General features: G+C 66.4%; 21 protein-coding genes. 16 read left to right on the forward strand and 5 right to left on the reverse strand.

Going from position 1 to position 19,263, the window contains the following annotated elements; genetic code table 11:
- Window positions 1-225 precede the first annotated feature (225 nt).
- The 3 genes from ACWPWT_RS10200 (at window position 226) to ACWPWT_RS10210 (ending at window position 3,963) form a co-directional block, all read left to right on the forward strand.
- Window positions 226-2,265 carry an SPOR domain-containing protein gene (locus ACWPWT_RS10200; protein ID WP_454279544.1) on the forward strand — a complete coding sequence of 680 codons (2,040 nt, stop codon included), beginning with the start codon at window positions 226-228 and terminating at the stop codon, window positions 2,263-2,265.
- Window positions 2,266-2,273: 8 nt separating this feature from the next.
- On the forward strand, window positions 2,274-3,440 hold the full coding sequence (locus tag ACWPWT_RS10205; protein ID WP_454279545.1) for a deoxyguanosinetriphosphate triphosphohydrolase: 1,167 nt from the start codon (window positions 2,274-2,276) through the stop codon (window positions 3,438-3,440).
- Window positions 3,441-3,783: 343 nt separating this feature from the next.
- Window positions 3,784-3,963 (forward strand): hypothetical protein, encoded by a 180-nt coding sequence (locus ACWPWT_RS10210; protein ID WP_454279546.1) that lies wholly within the window; start codon window positions 3,784-3,786, stop codon window positions 3,961-3,963.
- An 83-nt stretch (window positions 3,964-4,046) separates the two neighbouring features.
- Here the strand turns inward: ACWPWT_RS10210 and ACWPWT_RS10215 are convergent, their stop codons facing one another.
- A complete protein-coding gene (locus ACWPWT_RS10215) occupies window positions 4,047-4,343 on the reverse strand; it encodes a hypothetical protein (RefSeq protein ID WP_454279547.1) in 297 nt (98 codons plus the stop codon).
- A 232-nt stretch (window positions 4,344-4,575) separates the two neighbouring features.
- On the opposite strand from ACWPWT_RS10215, the gene argS reads away from it, so the two are divergent.
- From argS to tatC, 8 genes are all read left to right on the forward strand, one after another.
- Window positions 4,576-6,309 carry an arginine--tRNA ligase gene (gene argS / locus ACWPWT_RS10220; protein ID WP_454279548.1) on the forward strand — a complete coding sequence of 578 codons (1,734 nt, stop codon included), beginning with the start codon at window positions 4,576-4,578 and terminating at the stop codon, window positions 6,307-6,309.
- Window positions 6,309-7,049, forward strand: a complete 741-nt coding sequence (locus ACWPWT_RS10225) for an SPOR domain-containing protein (protein ID WP_261270928.1) — start codon at window positions 6,309-6,311, stop codon at window positions 7,047-7,049. Before argS ends, ACWPWT_RS10225 begins: the two co-directional genes overlap by 1 nt.
- Window positions 7,050-7,101: 52 nt before the next feature.
- Entirely contained in the window at window positions 7,102-8,106 is a 1,005-nt protein-coding gene (locus ACWPWT_RS10230; RefSeq protein ID WP_454279549.1) for a glycoside hydrolase family 3 N-terminal domain-containing protein, read from the forward strand.
- A gap of 141 nt (window positions 8,107-8,247) precedes the next feature.
- On the forward strand, window positions 8,248-8,970 hold the full coding sequence (locus ACWPWT_RS10235; protein WP_454279550.1) for a segregation and condensation protein A: 723 nt from the start codon (window positions 8,248-8,250) through the stop codon (window positions 8,968-8,970).
- Window positions 8,967-9,587 carry an SMC-Scp complex subunit ScpB gene (gene scpB, locus ACWPWT_RS10240; RefSeq protein ID WP_454279551.1) on the forward strand — a complete coding sequence of 207 codons (621 nt, stop codon included), beginning with the start codon at window positions 8,967-8,969 and terminating at the stop codon, window positions 9,585-9,587. Before ACWPWT_RS10235 ends, scpB begins: the two co-directional genes overlap by 4 nt.
- A 141-nt stretch (window positions 9,588-9,728) precedes the next feature.
- Window positions 9,729-9,965, forward strand: a complete 237-nt coding sequence (locus ACWPWT_RS10245) for a Sec-independent protein translocase subunit TatA (RefSeq protein WP_261270932.1) — start codon at window positions 9,729-9,731, stop codon at window positions 9,963-9,965.
- A gap of 29 nt (window positions 9,966-9,994) precedes the next feature.
- Complete coding sequence (gene tatB / locus ACWPWT_RS10250) at window positions 9,995-10,429, forward strand: Sec-independent protein translocase protein TatB (protein WP_454279552.1); 435 nt, start codon at window positions 9,995-9,997, stop codon at window positions 10,427-10,429.
- Complete coding sequence (gene tatC / locus ACWPWT_RS10255) at window positions 10,426-11,211, forward strand: twin-arginine translocase subunit TatC (protein WP_454279553.1); 786 nt, start codon at window positions 10,426-10,428, stop codon at window positions 11,209-11,211. Before tatB ends, tatC begins: the two co-directional genes overlap by 4 nt.
- A gap of 264 nt (window positions 11,212-11,475) precedes the next feature.
- On the opposite strand, the gene ACWPWT_RS10260 is transcribed toward tatC, so the two are convergent.
- The 3 genes from ACWPWT_RS10260 to ACWPWT_RS10270 all read right to left on the reverse strand — a co-directional run bounded on the left by ACWPWT_RS10260 (window position 11,476) and on the right by ACWPWT_RS10270 (window position 13,629).
- Window positions 11,476-11,610, reverse strand: a complete 135-nt coding sequence (locus ACWPWT_RS10260) for an entericidin A/B family lipoprotein (protein ID WP_007405456.1) — start codon at window positions 11,608-11,610, stop codon at window positions 11,476-11,478.
- Window positions 11,611-11,875: 265 nt separating this feature from the next.
- On the reverse strand, window positions 11,876-13,462 hold the full coding sequence (locus tag ACWPWT_RS10265; RefSeq protein ID WP_454279554.1) for a sensor histidine kinase: 1,587 nt from the start codon (window positions 13,460-13,462) through the stop codon (window positions 11,876-11,878).
- Window positions 13,463-13,473: 11 nt separating this feature from the next.
- The gene (locus ACWPWT_RS10270) at window positions 13,474-13,629 is read right to left on the reverse strand and encodes a NepR family anti-sigma factor (protein WP_454279555.1); all 156 of its coding nucleotides are present in this window, start codon (window positions 13,627-13,629) and stop codon (window positions 13,474-13,476) included.
- 264 nt (window positions 13,630-13,893) lie between these two features.
- Here ACWPWT_RS10270 and ACWPWT_RS10275 point away from each other — a divergent pair, with 264 nt between their 5' ends.
- The 4 genes from ACWPWT_RS10275 (at window position 13,894) to ACWPWT_RS10290 (ending at window position 16,310) form a co-directional block, all read left to right on the forward strand.
- Window positions 13,894-14,694 (forward strand): response regulator, encoded by an 801-nt coding sequence (locus tag ACWPWT_RS10275; protein ID WP_454279556.1) that lies wholly within the window; start codon window positions 13,894-13,896, stop codon window positions 14,692-14,694.
- 63 nt (window positions 14,695-14,757) lie between these two features.
- The gene (locus ACWPWT_RS10280) at window positions 14,758-14,895 is read left to right on the forward strand and encodes a hypothetical protein (protein WP_261270938.1); all 138 of its coding nucleotides are present in this window, start codon (window positions 14,758-14,760) and stop codon (window positions 14,893-14,895) included.
- 106 nt (window positions 14,896-15,001) lie between these two features.
- Window positions 15,002-15,640, forward strand: a complete 639-nt coding sequence (locus tag ACWPWT_RS10285) for a sigma-70 family RNA polymerase sigma factor (RefSeq protein ID WP_261270939.1) — start codon at window positions 15,002-15,004, stop codon at window positions 15,638-15,640.
- A 73-nt stretch (window positions 15,641-15,713) separates the two neighbouring features.
- Window positions 15,714-16,310, forward strand: a complete 597-nt coding sequence (locus ACWPWT_RS10290; RefSeq protein WP_454279557.1) for a class I SAM-dependent methyltransferase — start codon at window positions 15,714-15,716, stop codon at window positions 16,308-16,310.
- On the opposite strand, the gene ACWPWT_RS10295 is transcribed toward ACWPWT_RS10290, so the two are convergent.
- Window positions 16,289-16,480: a hypothetical protein gene (locus tag ACWPWT_RS10295; RefSeq protein WP_261270940.1), complete on the reverse strand. Its 192-nt coding sequence runs from the start codon at window positions 16,478-16,480 to the stop codon at window positions 16,289-16,291. The genes ACWPWT_RS10290 and ACWPWT_RS10295 overlap by 22 nt on opposite strands.
- A 114-nt stretch (window positions 16,481-16,594) precedes the next feature.
- Here ACWPWT_RS10295 and ACWPWT_RS10300 point away from each other — a divergent pair, with 114 nt between their 5' ends.
- Window positions 16,595-19,261, forward strand: coding sequence for a bifunctional [glutamine synthetase] adenylyltransferase/[glutamine synthetase]-adenylyl-L-tyrosine phosphorylase (locus tag ACWPWT_RS10300; protein ID WP_454279558.1), 2,667 nt, complete (start codon window positions 16,595-16,597; stop codon window positions 19,259-19,261).
- Window positions 19,262-19,263 lie beyond the last annotated feature (2 nt).

Genomic DNA, 19,263 nt, shown 5'->3' on the forward strand with positions numbered 1-19,263 from the left:
TTTGCAACGATCCCCGCAAGGGGAGGTCACAGGGTGAAATCCTGGCGGAGGCATGTCCCCAACCGCACGGTCCCCACACCGCCGTCGGCTTGGCCCCAATGCCAGGTCCGCCAACCGCCAAGCTTCGCTCCGCCTGTTGGTCGACCGCCCGGTGCACTCGGGCGCGCAAGCTGTGCGATGGGCATTGCCGCGCGCGCCGAAACGCGCTTTATGGAACATGGTCTCATGACGTTCGCATTTCTTCCCCGCGCCTCGTTGGCGCTCGTCCTGGCGCTCGCGGTTTCGCCGGTGCCATTGTCCGCACAGGAAGTGGTACAGCCGCTTCCCGGCACCACCGATGCCGATCGCCTGGGGGACGTGATGCGCCGCGTGGCGCAAAATCCCCGGAACGTCGATGCGCTGGTCGAGGCAGCCGATCTGTCGATCAAGCTGGACGACCTGTCCGGTGCGGCGTCGCTTCTGGCCCGAGCGGAAAAGGTCGATGCGCGCGATCCACGGATCAAGGCGGGCATGGCGTCGATCCTGGTGCGGTCCGAACGCCCGGGCGAGGCGCTTCGCTATTTCACGCAGGCCGAGGCGGCAGGCCTGCCCGCCGCCCGTTTCGCCGCCGATCGTGGTCTGGCCTATGACCTGATCGGCGATCAGGCGCGGGCGCAGCGCGATTATCGGCTGGCACTGGCCAATGGCGCGAGCGACGAGGTGATCCGCCGCTACGCCTTGTCGCTGGGTATCTCGGGACAGCGTGAGCAGGCGCTGGAACAGCTCGATCCGCTGCTGCGCAAGACGGACCGTGCGGCATGGCGCGCGCGGGCGTTCATCCTCGCCATGGCCGGCGACCTGCCAGAAGCGACACGGATCGCGAGCACGATGATGCCCCCGCAACTGGCGCAGGGGCTGCAACCCTTTTTCCAGCGCCTGCCGACCTTGCCTGCGGTGGACCGCGCCTTTGCGGTCCATTTCGGCGAGACGCGCGCCACGCCCGAGCGTCTCGCCGATGCGCGACTGGCGCCCACTCTGCCCGCGCTCGCCCCCGAGGCCCCGGTGGCGCTGGCGTCGGCAAGGGTGACGACGCCGGTCGCGGCGGCCCCGGTGACGAGGCGCGAAGAACGGCGGCGCGGTGGACGATCATCGCGCGACAATCGTGGCGTTGCCCTTGCGGCGGCGGTTCCGCAGCCGATGACGCCCGTGCCGAATGCGGTGCCTGTCCCGGCGCAAGCGATCCCGGCGACCCCGCCCGAGCAGCGCGTCGTCGCGGCGGCCACGCCCATTCCAACGGTCCAGCCTTTGCCAGGCGTCAGCCCGACCGTACCCGGCAATTCCGGCGCGGTGAGCCCCGCCGAAAGCCGTGCGCCGGTTGCCATCGCCGCGAATACGCCGCCGCGTCAGCCCATCGAGCCGCTACCGGCCGTGCAGCCGACGCCGGTCCCCGCACCGAGCAGCGCCACCGCCATGGTGCAGCCGCTTCCTGCGACCCCGGTCTCGGCTCCTGCTCCGGTTCACACGGCGGACGTGGCCTCCGCGACGCCGGCACCGGTCGCCCTTGCGTCCGCCCCGCCGGAACGAACCGTCTCGCCGGCTCCGCGTTCGACGCGAACCGCCACGCGCCGCCCGTCGCTCGCCGCTGCGCGCGCCGTGCGTGAGGATTCGGTACTGGCGCGGATTGTTGCCAATCTCTCCATTCCGGCGTCCGAACTGGGCGTGGATGGACCCGAACGCCCGGCCGCGCTCGCCGCCAATACGCCCGCAAACAGTGGCACCCAGCGCGTTCTCGCCGAAGCGCGTGCCAAGGCCGAGCGTGACGAGGATGCGCGCAAAAAAGTCGCCGAGACCATCGACTCGGCCCCGCATACGCCGACCGCCGCCGAGCGGAAGGCTGCTGCGGCCAAGGCGGCCGCCGACAAGAAAGCACTTGCCGCCAAAAAGGCCGAAGCGGCCAAGAAGGCGCTCGCCGACAAGGCCGAGGCGGAGGAGAAGCGCCGCGCCCGGTCCAACCCCGAACGCATCTGGGTACAGGTTGCGGGCGGTGCGAACGAGGATGATCTGCCCAAGGCTTGGGCCGCGACCAGGGCGAAGGCACCCGCCGTTTTTGCGGGACGACAAGGTTACAAGACCCCGCTGCGCGCCACCCACCGCGTGCTGACCGGCCCGTTCAAGACCGATGAGGAAGCGCGCGCCTTCGTCAATCAATTGGCGAAGAAGGGCGTATCGGCCTTCCCGGTCACCAGCGGGGCGGGGCAGGCTGTGACGCGGCTCGATTCGAAATAAGCGTGTCGATGAGCCTTTTCGCCCCCTGGGCATCCTATCCCGACCAAAGCCGGGGGCGTCGCCATGGCGAGGCGCAAGGGCTGGAGCGGGGTCCGCGCGATGCGTTCCAGCGCGACCGCGATCGGATCATCCATTCGATCAGCTTTCGGCGCCTGCGGCACAAGACCCAGGTTTTCATGGCGCCCGATGGCGATCATTTCCGCGTCCGCCTGACCCACAGCCTGGAGGTGGCGCAGATCGGGCGAACGATCGCGCGGACATTGGGGCTGAACGAGGACCTGACCGAGGCATTATGCCTGGCGCACGACATCGGCCATCCGCCGTTCGGTCATGCGGGTGAGGATGCGCTGAAGGCGGCGCTGGCCGATCATGGCGGCTTCGATCATAACGGCCATACGCTGCGCACCCTGACCGAGATCGAACGCCCCTATCCGCGATGGGATGGGCTGAACCTGACCTGGGAAACGCTGGAGGGGCTGGCCAAGCATAACGGACCGGTCCGCCATCCCGGCTGGGCGCTGCGAGAGGCGGATGCGGGATTTCCGCTCGATCTGGAAAGCCATGCCTCGCTGGAGGCGCAGGTCGCCGCGCTGGCGGACGATATCGCCTATGACAATCATGATATCGATGACGGCCTGCGCGCCGGGCTGCTGACGCTCGACCAGTTGCTCGGCGTGCCGTTGGTGGCGCGCGGATGGGACGCGGCGCGGGCGCAATTCCCCGACGTCGCACCCAAAAGGCTGGCAAGCGAACTCATCCGGTCGCAGATCGGGGTGATGGTCAACGACCTGGTCGCCGAAACCCGCCGCCGAGTCGCGGATAGCGGGGTAGGGGATGTCGCCGATGTTCGTGCGGCGGGCCGTGCGCTGGTCGGCTTCTCCGACGTGATGCGGGTCGAGGAGCGCGACCTGAAGCGGTTCATGTACGCCAATCTCTACCACCACCCACGCCAGCTGGCGGCGGCGGATGCGGCGCACGGCATCGTGCAGGGCCTGTTCGCCGCCTATCGCGCCGACCCGGCGCAACTGCCTGAGGAATGGCGCGAACGCTTGCCAGAGGACGAACCGGCACGGAGTCGGCATATCGCCGCCTTCATCGCAGGAATGACCGATCGTTACGCGGTGCGCTGCTATCGCGAGGTGATCGGCGTGATCGACCTGCCGGACGGCTTCTGACCGGAAGGCGGTTTTTCGGGACTGGTGGCAATTCCGGCCCGATAAGCGCTATCGTGCCGTCATGCGACAGCACTCGACCGGTTGGTTGCGATCTCGAAGACCTTCCTATGGCCCAACTGCCAAAGCGAGCGGTGCGGAGCCGCCGCCCTTCCGGTCCGATCATGATCTCTATCGATGGCGAATGTGGATTCGCATGGCCGTCCCCTTGACCGTTCTCAGCTACGGGGGGCTGCGCGAATTGGGACTGCCCCTGTCCCAGTCCGCTATAATCTAAGTCACTGAATTTAAATGGAACGTGCGGCGGTTTGATCCTGTTCTTGATCGGTTGCACAGGAGATGGATCATGGCACAGAAGGGCGCAGGCGGTAATCCGGGAGCGGTTACAGCCAAAGGCGGAGACGGCGCGCGTGGCAGCCTGGGGACCGGGCGAGGCGGTGGCACGGGCACCGGAGCGAAGAAGACCGCCCCTCAGAAATCGAACAAGGAGGATGGGCATTCGGGACAGAAGATCAGCGGTGCATGAACACGCCTGTCGGTCGCCCCAGATAGAAAACGGCCCGCTCTCCCCATCGGAAGAACGAGCCGTTTTTTAAGCCGTAAGGCAGATCAGCGAGCGCTGGTCTCGACGCCCGCGCCCAGTGCGCCACGGGCTTCGTCGGTCGTGAAGGCGACCTGGGTGTTGCCGGTCGTGCCGGTCACGCGGTGGCCCTTCACGACGAAGCGGAACGGCTCGGCGCCGGGATAGCGGCGGCCTTCGATGACGGCATGGCCGTTCTCGGTCGAACGGGTGTAGACATAGGTGCTGCCCTCATGGACGAAGCGCTGTTCGCCTTCGGCGGCGATTGCGCCAACGGCGGGGACGGCGGCAACGGCAGCGGCCAGGATCAGGATGGTCTTGCGCATGATCGAAACTCTCTCGCTATAGGGCGTGGAGCCGGATCAGGTCCTCTCGCGCGTTTTCGCGCTTAACTTTCGTATACCGAATTATTGCATCGCAGCATGAGCCGCAACTGCAAAGGGTTTCAGGGCAATTGCATTCGGCGCAATCGCTGCACGCGGCGGCCAAGGCATGATTTGAAGCGAGCCTCCGATTTCGCTAGAGCGCAACGCTTTGCTACCCCGATCGGACGATGTGATGACCCTCTACACCCGCTTTGCCGCGCATATCGATGCGGCGCTGGACACGCTGGTCGCCGCCGGCACGCTGCCCGGCGGGCTGGATCGCCGCAATGTGACGGTCGAGCCGCCGCGCGATGCGTCGCATGGCGATCTTGCCACCAACGCGGCGATGGTGCTGGCCAAGCCCGCCGGCACGAATCCGCGCGCACTGGCCGAGGCGATCGCCGCCGAACTGGGCAAGCTGGACGAGGTGGACAGCGTGTCGGTCGCGGGGCCTGGCTTCCTCAACATGCGGCTGACCGATGCGGCATGGCGCGACGAGCTGGCCGCGATCCCAAAGGCTGCGGGCGATTATGGCCGCTCGACGCGCGGGAATGGCGTGACGGTCAATATCGAATATGTCTCGGCCAATCCGACGGGCCCGATGCATATGGGCCATTGCCGCGGTGCGGTGGTGGGCGATGCGCTTGCCACGCTGCTGGAGTTTGCCGGTCACAAGGTGATCCGCGAATATTATGTCAACGATGCGGGCGGCCAGGTCGACGTTCTCGCCCGCTCGGCGCATCTGCGCTACCGCGAGGCGCTGGGTGAGACGATCGAGATCCCCGAAGGCCTGTATCCGGGCGAGTATCTGAAGCCGGTGGGCGCGGCGCTGGCCGCCGAGTTCGGCGACCGTTACGTGTCGGCGCCTGAGCGCGAATGGCTGATCCTTTTCCGCACCCGTGCGGTGGCGGCGATGATGGCGATGATCCGCGAGGATCTGGCGCTGCTGGGCATCCATCACGACCTGTTTTCCTCCGAGGCCGAGTTGCAGGCGGCGGGCAAGCCCGAAGCCGCCGAGGCGGAGTTGCGCTCGCGCGGTCTGGTCTATGACGGCGTGCTGGAGGCCCCCAAGGGCGAGACGCCCGAGGATTGGGAGCCGGTCGAGCTGCCGCTGTTCCGCTCCAGCCAGTTCGGCGACGATCAGGATCGCCCGATCAAGAAGTCGAACGGCGCCTGGACCTATTTCGGTGCCGACCTGGCCTATCACTATCAGAAGGCGCAGACCGCCGATCAGCTGATCGACATCTGGGGCGCCGACCATGCGGGCACCGTCAAGCGGATCGTCGCGGCCGTCGAGGCGCTGACCGGCGGCAAGACCAAGTTCGACGTCAAGCTGGTCCAGATGGTCCGCCTGCTGCGTGGCGGCGAGCCGGTGAAGATGTCCAAGCGCGCGGGCAATTTCGTGACGCTGGCCGATGTCGTGCGCGAAGTCGGCAAGGATGTGGTGCGCTTCACCATGCTGACCCGCCGCGCCGACGCGCAGATGGACTTCGACTTCGCCAAGGTGGTCGAGGCGTCGAAGGACAATCCCGTCTTCTACGTGCAATACGCCCATGCCCGCATCGCCTCGCTCAAGCGCCGCGCGGCCGAGGCGGGGATCAGCCTTGAGAATGGCGGTGCCGCCGATCTGTCGCTGCTCGATGCGGAAGATCTGGGTCTGGTGAAGCTGGCGGCGCAATTCCCGCGCATCGTCGAGACGGCGGCGGCGGCGCGCGAACCGCACCGAATCGCCTTCTATCTCTATGATCTGGCGGCAGCCTTCCACGCGGCGTGGAATGTCGGCAACGATCGCTCCGATCGCCGCTTCCTGATCGCGGAGAATCCCGACGTCACGCGTGCGCGTCTTTTCCTCAGCGATGGGATCGGGCAAATCATTCGTAACGGTTTGGCGCTCATGGGTGTCGAAGCGGTTTCGGAGATGAAGTGATGGCGAACGAGATGGACCTGCGCGGCTATGACCAGGACGAGGATCGTCTTCCCTGGCTGGAAACGGTCGAGCCGGACGAGCCGGAGGGGGTTGCCATCGGCAAGGTCGTGGCGCTGGTCATATTGGGCCTGGCGTTTCTCGCCGCCATCGGCTTCGGCCTGTACAAGTGGCAGGCCAATCGCGCGGCGGCGGATGGCGGTGGCGCGCTGATCACGGCGCCCGAAGGCGATTACAAGGTCCGTCCGTCCGATCCGGGCGGTCTGAAGGTCAAGGGCGAGGGCAATACGGCCATCGCCACCAGTGCGGGCAAGCCCGGTGGCAATGGCGCGATCGATCTGCGCGCGGTGCCCGAAGCGCCGATGAACGGCACGCGCGTCGTCCAGAAGCCTGCCGAGCCCAATGGCGGCCGCAACGCGGTGGCGCAGGTACCCGAATCGGGCGGCAAGCTGGTCGCTCCCGCGCCCGTCACCGCCGCCCGTGCCCCCGCCGCCACTCCGACCGGCAGTGGCGCGATGGTGCAGCTTGGCGCCTATCCCAGCGAGTCCTCGGCCAATGCGGCCTGGGATCGCTTCTCCAAGCGCTTTTCCTATGTCGCGGCGCTGGGCAAGGTGGTTCAGCCGGTCGCGTCGAACGGCAAGACCCTGTACCGCCTGCGCGTGAACGCCGGGTCGGCCAACCAGGCCGCCGACATTTGCGGCCGCCTGCGCGTGGCGGGCGAAAGCTGCTTCGTCGCGAGCTGATCGATCACGCCCCCGGTCCGCATCGGCGGGCGGGGGGCCGGAGTGTGCGTCCATGATCCCCGTCATTTTCGGCCTGTCGGGCCCCGTGCTTACCCCCGACGAGCGCGCCTTTTTCGCGTCGGTCGAACCGGCGGGCTATATCCTGTTCAAGCGCAATATCGTCGATCGCGTGCAGCTGCGCGCGCTGACCGACGCATTGCGCGCGCTGGCGGGGCGCGACGATCTGGCGATCCTGATCGATCAGGAAGGCGGCCCCGTCGCCCGCATGAAGCCGCCCCACTGGCCCGCTTTTCCCGCCGGTCCGGTCTTCGCCAGACTGTACGAGGCCGCGCCCATGTCGGCGATCCAGGCGATGCGCGCCAATGGACAGGCGCTGGGCCTGATGCTGCGCGAGGTGGGGATCACCGTCGATTGCACGCCGCTGCTCGATGTCGCGCAGGTCGATACGACCGAGGCGATCGCCTGTCGGACCTATGGGGCCGAGCCGATGCAGGTCGCCGCGCTGGGTCGCGCGATGCTGGAGGGGCTGGCGGCCGCGGGCGTGGTCGGCGTGGTCAAGCACATGCCCGGCCATGGACGTGCGCTGGTCGATTCGCACCATCTCCTCCCCACCGTCACCGCGAGCGAGGCGGAATTGGAGATCGATCTCGAGCCCTTCCGTACGCTGGCCGGCGCACCGATGGGCATGACCAGCCATATCGTGTTCGAGGCCTGGGATGCCGATCGTCCCGCGACCCTGTCGCCGGTGGTGATCGATCGGATCATCCGGGGGCGGATCGGCTTTGACGGCCTGCTGATGAGCGACGACATCGACATGAAGGCGCTGAGCGGCACGGCGGGCGAAAAGGCCGCGGGAGCGCTGGCTGCCGGGTGCGATGTGGTTCTCGATTGCTGGGCTCGGATGGACGAAATGGTCGAGATTGCGGGCCGCGTCCCAGCGATCGGCGACGCGGCCCGCATGCGCCTGGACCGCGCCATGGCCAGCGTCGGCGCGGGCGAGGGGGATTTTGCCGAATTGATCGCCCGTCGCGACGCTCTGCTGGCGCTGGCGGGGTAAGCCGGCGATCCTTCCGCCGACGCGGTGGTCGGGGCCCCATTGTCCTCGCCTCGCGATGCCACCCTCCAACAGCGATAGAGGGGATTTTGTCGGTCGCCCCCATCTCGCGTTCCACCCATATCGCCGCTAGGGTCCCGCATCATGACGGGGGAACAGCTGACGCTCGATCTGGAGGGGTGGGAAGGGCCGCTGGACCTGCTGCTGTCGCTGGCCCGCTCGCAAAAGGTCGATCTGCGACAGATTTCGATCCTCGCTCTGGTCGAACAATATCTGCGCTTCGTCGATCGGGCGGGGCGGATGCAGTTGGAACTGGCCGCCGATTATCTCGTGATGGCGGCGTGGCTGGCCTATCTCAAATCCTCGCTGCTGCTTCCGCGCCAGCCGGAGGAAGAGCCTGATCCGGAGGACATGGCGCTGCGCCTGCAACTCCGCCTCGAACGGCTGGCGGCGATGCGCGAGGCGGGGGCGCGGCTGATGGCGCGGGACCGGCTGGGCCGCGACGTCTTCCCGCGTGGCGCGCCCGAGGGGCTGGCGGTACAGCGCAAGGCGATGTGGCAGGCCGAGCTTTACGATCTGATCTCCGCCTATGGCCGGATCAATGCGCGGACGCGCCCGGTGATGCATGTCGTGGCGGATCGGCAGGTCATGACGCTGGAGGCCGCGCTGGAACGCGTCTCGATGCTGGTCGGCAGCCGGGTGGAGTGGTCCGCGATCGAAACCTTCCTGCCCGATGGCAGCGAGAGGTTGAGGCGATCCGCGCTCGCCTCCAGCTTCCTCGCGGTGCTCGAGCTCGCGCGACAGGGCAAGGTCGAGTTGCGCCAGGCCGCACCCTTTGCCCCGCTGATGATCCGGCAACCGGCATGAGCGGGATCGACCCGACCGTTCGGGCGGTGGAGGCGGTGCTGTTCGCCTCGCCCGAGCCGATGGGGATCGATTCGATCCGCGCGCATGTCGGCGTCGGCCAGCGCGGCGGCGACATACGATCGGCACTCGAGACGCTGGAAGCGCAATATCGCGGGCGCGGCATCGTGCTGGTCCGGCGGGGTGATCGCTGGCATTTCCAGACCGCGCCCGATCTGGCGCATCTGCTTCGGCGCGACCGGGAGGAGACGCGTCGCCTGTCGCGCGCCGCGATCGAGACGCTGGCGATTATCGCCTATCACGAACCCGTCAGCCGCGCGGAGATCGAGGCCATTCGCGGCGTCGCCATTTCCAAGGGGACGCTGGACGTGCTGATGGAGGCGGGCTGGGTCCGTCCGGCGGGACGACGCGAGGTGCCGGGGCGGCCGCTCATCTATGCGACGACCCCCGCCTTCCTTCAGCATTTCGGGCTGACCAGCCGGCGTGACTTGCCTGGGATCGAGGATTTGCGCGCCGCCGGGCTGCTCGATCCCGTCGACCTGGCGCTGGAGCGAATGGGCGACGACGACCTGCCCGACAACCCGGCGGAGTCGCAAGGCGAAGCCCGGAAGGCCGATTGATCGCTTTCCTTTGCGTCATGGCCGCGTCACAATGCCTTGCCACGGCTTTGGCATGTCCGCTGACGGCCGTTCGCATCGCTCAACCATTGCCGCTGGCGATGCCAAGGCCTAGATAGACTATAGATTCCTAGGAGACGCGCCATGGGCAGCTTCAGCCCGATTCACCTTCTCGTCCTCGCGGTCGTCGCGATCCTTCTGCTCGGCGGTGGCCGGTTCTCCAACCTGATGGGCGATGTCGCCAAGGGTGTGAAGAATTTCAAGAAGGGCATGGCCGAGGAAGACGAGACGCACGCCAAGCCGTCCGCCCGCATCGAGGCGCAGAAGTCGGCCGAGCCCGCCTTCGACCGCGATGGCGAGCGCGTGCGCGACGATCGCTGATCCGGTTCGCCTTCTAACACCGGATCTCCATGTTCAACATCGACTCGAGCGAGTTCCTGCTGGTCGCCATCGTGGCGCTGGTCGTGATCGGTCCCAAGGATTTGCCCAAGGCGATGCGGGTCGTCGGCTATTGGGTGGGCAAGGCGCGTGGCGTCTCGCGCCAGTTCCGGCAGGGCTTCGACAATATGGTGCGCGAGGCTGAGCTGGAGGAAATGGAAAAGCGCTGGGCGGCGGAAAATGAGCGCATCATGCGTGAACATGCCGCCGACGCGCCGCCCACTTCCCCGCTCGTCGACACCCCTTCCGCTTCCGAGGCTACCGTCCAAGACGGGGCAAGGACGGAGCATGGGGGCCATGGGCACCATAGCGACCAACCGGTCATGGTCGAAAAGCCCGTGGTCGCCGCTGCGCCGGTCGAGACCGCACCTCATGCCCCGCGTCCCAATGAAGGGGCGGCGTCGTGAGCGACGATCATGACGAAATCGACGCCAGCCGCGCGCCCTTGCTCGACCATCTGATCGAGCTGCGTCGGCGCCTGCTCTATTGCATCGTCGCGGTCGCCCTCGGCTTCGGCGTATCGATGTATTTCTCGGAGTCCATCTTCGGCTTCCTTGCCAAGCCGCTGCTCGCGGCGGGGCAGGGCAAGCTGGTCTATACCGAGATTTTCGAGGCCTTTTTCGTTCAGGTGAAGGTGGCGTTCTTCGCCTCGGTGATGATCGCCTTCCCGGTCATCGCCAACCAGTTGTGGCAATTCGTCGCACCGGGTCTGTATCGCAAGGAAAAGCGGGCTCTGCTGCCCTTCCTGCTGGCGACGCCGGTGCTGTTCCTGATGGGCGCGGCGATGGCCTATTATATCGCCATTCCGATGGCGCTGCACTTCCTGCTGGGCTTTGACGGCGTGGTCGGGGGCGTGCGGCGCGAGGCGCTGCCCGCCATCGGCAACTATCTGTCGTTCATCATGCAGTTCCTCTTCGCCTTCGGTCTGGCGTTCCTGCTGCCGGTGCTGCTGATGCTGCTGGAGCGGGCGGGGATCGTCACGCGCAAGCAACTGATCGGCGCGCGGCGCTATGCGATCGTGGCGGCGACGGCGATCGCGGCCGTGTTGACGCCGCCGGACCTGATGTCGCAGGTGCTGCTCGCGGTGCCGCTGATTATCCTGTACGAGCTGGCGATCATCGGCATCTGGTTTACCGAACGCTCGCGGGCGAAGCAGGTGCCGGACGAGGAAGCCGACGCGACGGCTTGATCGCCTCGGTTTTTTTGAAAAGGGCCTCGACAAACGTCGGGGCCCTTTTTCTTTGTGATGAGAGCGGGGCTTGGCCTTCGACGTCGCTCGGGCTGAACGACTTTTGGGGGCATGAGCGCTCCGCGTCGCGCTGTTCCGCCTGAGCGACGTCGAAAGACATGGGAAGAGCCCTCGAACATCGCCCACCCCCGAAGGCTCCCGAAAAAGGAAAAGGGCCCCGACGCTGTCCGTCGAGACCCTTTGCCATTCAGCCGGGTGAGTGGCTTATTTGGCGTCGTCCGCCGTCTTGGCGACGGTGTTGCCCGCCGAGCTGACGTCGCGGCCCACGCCCTCTACGGTGTTGCAGGCGCTGACCAACAACGCACCGGCGACGATCGCCAGACCCATGAGCTTACGCATTCTCTGTCTCCTCTACGAAATCCGTCTCGGCCCAATGCCTCAACACGGCATTCGTTCCGGTGCTGTCACGGACGACGGAGGCTGACGCTTAAAAAAGATTAAGGCCTGGAAACGTCACCGGGGGGGGGAGGGTGGACGCTTCCAGGCCTATGGCTTGGACAGCGAGAGCGGGGGGGCATAAGTTCGCTATCCGAAGAGCAGAACCCATCGCCGGGCGGTCGGTTCCCGGCATTTTCCCGCAATCGCGAATCTTTTTCGAAAAAATTCAGTCGCGCCCGACGATCGGTACGGCAATCTCATAAGCGCCGGTCAACGGATCGTGATGCAGCGGTGCGCGAAGCTGCCGAGCCAGCCCTTCCATCACCCGGCCATAGCGCTTGCCGATCAGGTGACGAAGCTCGTCGGTTTCCACCAGCGCGCGCGAGACGACCCGGACGACCGCGCGCCCTTCCTGCTCGGCCGGCTTGATCGCGACGCGGATCTGGGCCGCAGGGTCGCAGTTCATCGCCAGTTCGATCGTCTCGGTCACCAGAAAGGCGACCGCGACCGCCACATCCTGATTGACCAGCAAGGGCGCGACGTCGAGCGAGATGCCGATCCCGGCGGCATTCTCCGGTGCGGTAGCGCGAATATTGGCCGCCAACTCGCCGATCATGGTCCGCAGGTTCAACCCGCGATTTTCTTCCAGCTCGGCAAAGTGATGGCGATGTACCACGGCCAGCGCGTCGACCCGTCGCTGGATCGAGGAATAGGCGGCCATCGCCTCCGGCCCGGTCGCGCCGCGCGCATGGAAGTTGATCAGGCTGGAGATGACCTGGAGGTTGTTCTTGACGCGGTGATGGACCTCGCGTGTCAGCTTGGTCTGGCGGACCAGTCCTTCGGCCAGCCCTGCCTCATGGGTGGCCACGGTCCGGGTGATGGCCTCGAAGGTATCGGCCAGATCGCGGATTTCCTGCGCCGGTGCGGCCTCGACCCGGCTGATGTCCAGAACCTCGCCGGGTTGATAGGCGGCGACGATCCCCCGCAACTGGCGCAACGGGCGGATCAGCAGACGGTCGACGACGAACCACCCGATCAATACCGCCGCCAGCCACATCAGCAACGGAAGGGCGAGGGCGACGATCAGCGCGGAGGTGATGGGCGCACTGGGGGCCGATGTGCGCAGGACGAGACCGGCAATGCCCAACTCGGTCCGTATCGACTTCACCCGTTCCAGCGGCCCGCGCTTCTCGCCCTGTTCCAGCAGCAGCGATTCACCGTCCAGCTCCAGGGCGGAGACGATCGGGTCGCTGTGATTATTCTGTTCGATCAGCGACTGAAGGAACGGCAATGGGAAGAAGGCACGCGCCTGGGCCCGGCCACCCTGATGCGCGACCGACAGGACCAATCCATTGCCGGGCAGAATGTCGGCGCCGATCGGGGAGCCGTCGACGGGCATCGGCACGGCGGCGGGCAGGGGAACGCCGCACAGCGTCCGTCCCGAACGATCGGTGATCAGGAATCGCGCGCCGGTCAGCGATTGTTGGGCGAAGACGCCCTGCGCCCGCGCGCAACTGGGCATGTCGAGCGGGTCCTGGCCCATGGCGCGCACCGCGACGCGCAGCGCGGTCATGTCGCCCATCAACTCGGCGGCGATGGCGCGCGCATCCTCATTGGCGGCGATCCGCAACCGGCCGCTGGCCTCGCTATCGGCAAGTCTTGTCGTCTGGAGCGTGGCGAAGACCGCGATGGCGGCCAGGATCAGCAATGTACCGCCGAGCACGAGCACCAGCTTGGCACCCGTCGTCAGGCGAGGCGGGGCGGGGCGGAGGCGTTCAATAACCTCGGTCTCTTGGGGAGGGGCACTGGCCATGCGGCCGGACGTCAATCCAGCTTGCTGAGAAGGTCAAGCATCTCGTCAGGAATCTTTTCGTTGACGGTCTTTTGATACGCCTGGCGAAGTGCCGAGCCCGCATCCTTCTCGCCACCCTTTTGGGGTGCGGATGACGGCGTCTGCTTCGTCTTGTTGCCCAAACTCAAAATATCCCCCTGAAACGACCCACCAAGCGGGGCAACCGACATGTCGACGCAGTATGGCGCCGCCGGTCGGCGTTACGCCAAGAGCCATAGTTGATGTGGCGATGAAACCAAATTCGATCTTGTTGGTTCCCGATGCGATACGAAAAAACCGACGGTCGGTTCGATCCGGCTCGGCCATAGGGGATTTCGGGAAACGGCATTGAAAACCGGCGCGGGGGCCAGCACATGAGTCACCGCGAATACCTCAGGGAGTGATTATTACCCATGTCGCTTGGACAGCAGCTCGCGCCCCATCTTCCCTTTCTGCGGCGCTATGGCCGGGCCCTGACGGGCAGCCAGATGCACGGCGACAGATATGTTCGCGCCACGCTGGAAGCGATCGTCGCGGCCCCCGACCAGTTTCCGCGCGAAGTCGATCCGCGCCTGGGCCTTTACCGTATGTTCCAGGGCATTTGGTCGTCGGCCAATTATGACGAATTGGACCGGGAAGGCATCGATGCCGAAGGCAATGAGGGCGTTGCCCGTGCGCGTTTGGCCCGGATGACGCCGCTGTCGCGTCAGGCGCTGCTCCTGACCGCGATGGAAGGCTTCACGCCCGAAGACGCCGCCTATCTGATCGATGTCGAGCCGAGCGAGGTCGAGGCGCTGGTGTCCGAGGCGCTGGCCGAGATCGAGAAGCAGACCCGCGCCCGCGTCCTGATCATCGAGGACGAGCCCATCATCGCGATGGATATCGAGACGATCGTGCGCGATCTGGGTCATGAAGTGACCGGCGTCGCCGTGACCCGCGACGAGGCCGTGGCGCTTGCCATGGAAGATCGTCCGGGTCTGGTCCTGGCGGACATCCAGCTCGCCGACGACAGCTCGGGCATCGATGCGGTCAAGGACATCCTGGCCGAGTTCGAGGTGCCGGTGATCTTCATCACCGCCTTCCCCGAGCGCCTGCTGACCGGCGAGCGGCCCGAGCCAACCTTCCTGATCACCAAGCCGTTCCAGCGTTCGACCGTGAAGGCGGCGATCAGCCAGGCTCTGTTCTTCGATCAGACCACCATTCCCGCCGAATAAGGTCTCTAACGGCAACGCGTTTCGGTTACGGACCCAAAACGGTTTACAGGCGTTGAGGTTGACATGGCTGATCCCAATGAACCCATTCATGTCGCCAAAGAAGATGCCCGGGCAGGATCGACGCCGCATGTCACGCGGTACATCCTGCCCATATCGCTGGTCCTCGTGATCGTGATCTTCGCCTTTTTGGTGTTGCGCTGACGCGAGGTCGCCCGATCAGGGCTCTGACACGACTGGCTATTTCTGAGCCGGTACCTTATATTTCGAAGCGGTCGTGTGTTCGGCCGCTTCCGACGATCGGATTTTCATGACGCAGCCACTGACTCGGGACGAAATCGAGGACGACGCACCCGTCGAACACGTCGCGTTGCCCGACTCCGAATTCAAGGCGGAACTGGCTCGCGTGATTCCGCATCTTCGCGCCTTTGGCCGCTCGCTGTCGGGCAGCCGCGATCTGGCCGACGATCTGGTGCAGGAAACGCTGCTCAAGGCATGGGCCGCGCGCAAGCGGTTCCAGGCGGGCACCAATATGCGTGCCTGGACCTTCATCATCCTGCGCAACCTCTATCTGTCGCAGATGCGCCGCGCGCGCTTCAAGGGCGAGTGGGACGATCTGGTCGCCGACCGCATCCTCGCCGCGCCTGCCAGCCAGGATCGCCATGTCGAACTGGGCGATATGCAGCGCGCGTTGATGCACTTGCCTCAGCCGCAGCGCGAGGCGCTGATCCTCGTCGGCGCGGGTGGCTTCGCCTATGAGGAGGCGGCGGAAATCTGCAATGTCGCTGTCGGCACGATCAAGAGCCGCGTCGCGCGGGGCCGCGTCGCGCTGGAGGCGATCCTGACCGAAGGCTCGTTGCCCTCGCGTCGCGAGCATGAAACCGACAGCAGCAAGACCGCGCTCGACAGCATCATGGGCGATGTCGATCAGTTGAGCGGCGGGCGGTAAATTCTGCCGGCCATGGTGTTCCGACCGCCTCGGCCACCGGGTTGGGGCGGTCTTTTTGTGTCCGGCCGTGGCGATGGATGATCCGTCCTTCGGTTGGGAAGGCGCGGCAGGGCGGTTCGCCGCGCTCCGCTCCGATATAGGCCGCAACGTCGTCCTCCACTGGGCGACGCATATCCCAACCGGCGGTGCGATTCTCGATGTCGGCTGTGGGACCGGCCTTCCGGTCGCGCGCGCGCTCAGCGATGCCGGGTTTTCCATTCATGGCGTCGATCCCTCGCCGACATTGCTCGCGGCCTTCCGTCGTAACGTGCCGGAAGCCGTGGCCGCCGAGGAACCGGCCGAGACCAGCCGGTTCTTCGATCGCAAGTTCGAGGGGGTCGTCGCGATCGGCCTTCTGTTCCTTTTACCCGCGGACCGACAAGGCGAAGTGCTGCTGCGGATCGCAAAGGCCATGGAAGCGGGAGGCCATCTGCTGTTCAGCGCCCCGGAAATATCCTGCCAATGGGATGATAGCCTGACGGGGCGCCGATCTTGTTCGCTGGGCGAAACGGAATATAGCCGCATACTGACGAATGCGGGCTATTCGGTTCTAGGCAGCTATCGCGATGAGGGCGGCAATCATTATTGCCATGCCACCCGATCCGAGGATCAACCGTTCTCCGGCGAATAGGCTTTCGCCACGCCACACACACGATCCAGCCGTGCGAGCAACCGAACCCAGGGATCGGGCAGCCGCGAAGGCTCCGAAAAGGCGGAGCGCAACGCGAAACCAATATCGTCCACGCGGCGCGGCGCGGGAACGAAGCGGATGTCGCTGGTCCAGGGCTCTGTACTCGTCATACGATCATAACGATCTATGGCTTGACAAGTTCAAATTATTATGAAGCGATCTTCGTAATGATTTGGAAAGGCTTGGTCCATTCTGTGCCGTTGGGATAGACGGTGGGAATGAATATGCCCCCGGTGACCGACCCATTCGCGGACCTGCCCGACGCTGTCGGTCGTGCCCGACGCCATTCGCCATTCCTCGCCATGCTTCTGGATCGGGAACCCGAAATTGCGCGGCTGGCGGAGCAAGGGCAGTTGCCGACAGCGATTGCCGTCGACCCGGATCTTCCGGTCGCCACGGCGCTGCGTCGGGAGCGGCGGGCGCTCGCGCTGACGGTGGCGCTGGGCGATCTGGCGGGGTTGTACGACCTGACACAGGTCACGCACCGGCTGACCGACTTTGCCGACCGCGCGCTGACCCGCGCGATCCGCGCGGCGATCGAGGAGCGGACGCCGGGCGCGGAGCCGGTCGGTTTCGCCGCCATCGCGCTTGGCAAGCAAGGCAGTCGGGAACTCAACTATTCCTCCGATATCGATCCGATCCTGATCTTCGACCCCCAGACATTGCCGCGTCGTGCGCGCGAGGAGCCCGAAGAGGCGGCGGTGCGGATCGGCAAGCGGGTCGTCGAACTGCTCCAGGCGCGCGATGGCGACGGCTATGTCCTTCGCGTCGACCTCCGCCTGCGACCTTCGCCGGAGGCGACCCCGATCGCGATCCCGGTCGAGGGCGCGATCGCCTATTACGAAAGCCAGGCGCTGACCTGGGAGCGAGCCGCGTTCATCCGGGCGCGAGCGGCGGCGGGGGACGTGGCGCTGGGCCAGCGCTTTCTCGACGCGATTCGTCCGTTCGTCTGGCGGCGCGCGCTCGACTTCGGGGCGGTGGGAGAGATTCGCGATCTTACCCGGCGCATCCGCGATCACCATGCCCAGGGGCAGGCCATGGGGCCCGGCTATGATCTGAAGCGGGGGCGCGGCGGCATCCGCGAGATCGAGTTTTTCGCGCAAATCCATCAACTGATCCATGGCGGACGCGATCCCGCGCTTCGTGCGCCTGCCACCCGCAATGCGCTGGCCCGCCTGGCCGAGGCGGGGCGGATCGATGCGGGGGAGGCGGCGGCATTGTCCGACGCCTATGTCCTGCTCCGCACGATCGAGCATCGCGTGCAGATGATCGACGATCGCCAGACGCATCAACTGCCGCTGGGTGATGGTCTGACCCGTGTGGCGCAGCTTCACGGCCTGGCGGATGGGGATGCGCTGGTCGCGATGCTGGCACCGGTGACGGCGCAGGTCGGGCGGTTCTACGACGCGCTCGACGCCGATGAGCGGCCGCGCTTGCCGCATGATCCGGTGTTGCTCCACGAACGGCTGATCGCGGCGGGGCTTCGCGATACCGAGGCAGCGGCGCGGCGGATCGCGGCGTGGCGGGGCGGCGACTATGCCGCGCTGCGCAGTCCGGCCGCTCGCGAAGCGCTGGACGCCGTGCTGCCGACTCTGGTCGAGGCGCTGGGCGAGGCCCCGGACCCCGACGCCGCGCTGCTGAAACTCGATTCGCTGTTCGAGCGGATGACGAGCGCGATCAACATCTTCCGCCTGCTGGAGGCGCGGCCCGGACTCGCCAGCCTGACGGTCGCGATTCTCAGCCATGCGGCCCCCCTGTCCGCCGAGCTGGCGCGTCGTCCCGCGCTGCTCGACGGATTGATCGACGCCTCCGCCTTCGATCCGGTGCCGGCGGTCCCGTTGCTCGAACGGGCGATGCGCGGGGGTGAGGCGCGGCAGGACTATCAGGATCGTCTGGACCATGTCCGGCGCGTGGTGGGCGAATTGCGCTTCGCCCTGGGCGCGCAGATCGTGGCGGGCCGTGCCGATCCGCTGGAGGTCGCGGGCGGCTATGCCCGCGTGGCCGAGGCGGCGGTGGGAGTGCTGACCCAGGCGACGGTGGACGAATTCGTCGCCGCGCATGGCCGGGTGCCCGACAGCGAACTCGTCATCCTGGCGTTGGGGCGGATGGGGGGAGCGGCGCTGACCCATGCGTCTGACCTCGACCTGGTCTATCTCTTCACGGGCGAGTTTTCCGCCGAATCCGACGGGCCCAAGCCATTGGGGGCTACGCTCTATTATAACCGGCTGGCGCAGCGGGTGACGGCGGCGTTGTCGGTGCCGACACAGGCGGGGCCGCTCTATCCGGTGGACACGCGGCTCCGGCCATCGGGAACGCAGGGGCCTTTGGTCGTCTCGGTCGCGAGCTTCGCCGGCTATCAGCGTCGGGATGCATGGACCTGGGAGCATATGGCGCTGACCCGCGCCCGGCCCATCTTCGGTTCGGTCGAGGCGCGCCAGGCGGTCGCGGCCGTCATTGCCGATGTGCTGAACGGCAACCGACCCGAGCGGGACGTAGTGGCGGAGGCGGGGGAGATGCGGGCCGAAATGGCGCGGCACAAACCGCCGCAGGGGCCGCTCGACGTCAAGCTGGTGCCGGGCGGACTGGTCGATCTGGAGTTCGCGGTGCACCGCACGCAACTGGCCCATCGGACCGGGTTCGACCCCGATCTGGGCCGGGCGATCGCGGCGCTGGTGGGGCAGGAGCTGATGCCGCCGGGCATGGCGCGGGCGCATGACGTGCTGACCCGTGCGCTGGTCGCCTTCCGGCTGCTGGTGCCCGATGGCCAGGAACCGCCCGAGCCGACCCGGCCGCTGATCGCGCGGGCTATGGGGCTGCCCGATTGGGATGCGGTGGTTGCCACGCTGGAGGCGACGCGGCAGGAGGTCTCGCAAGTCTGGCAAGGAGGATAGGG

It is taken from the genome of Sphingomonas sp. Marseille-Q8236, assembly GCF_965112005.1.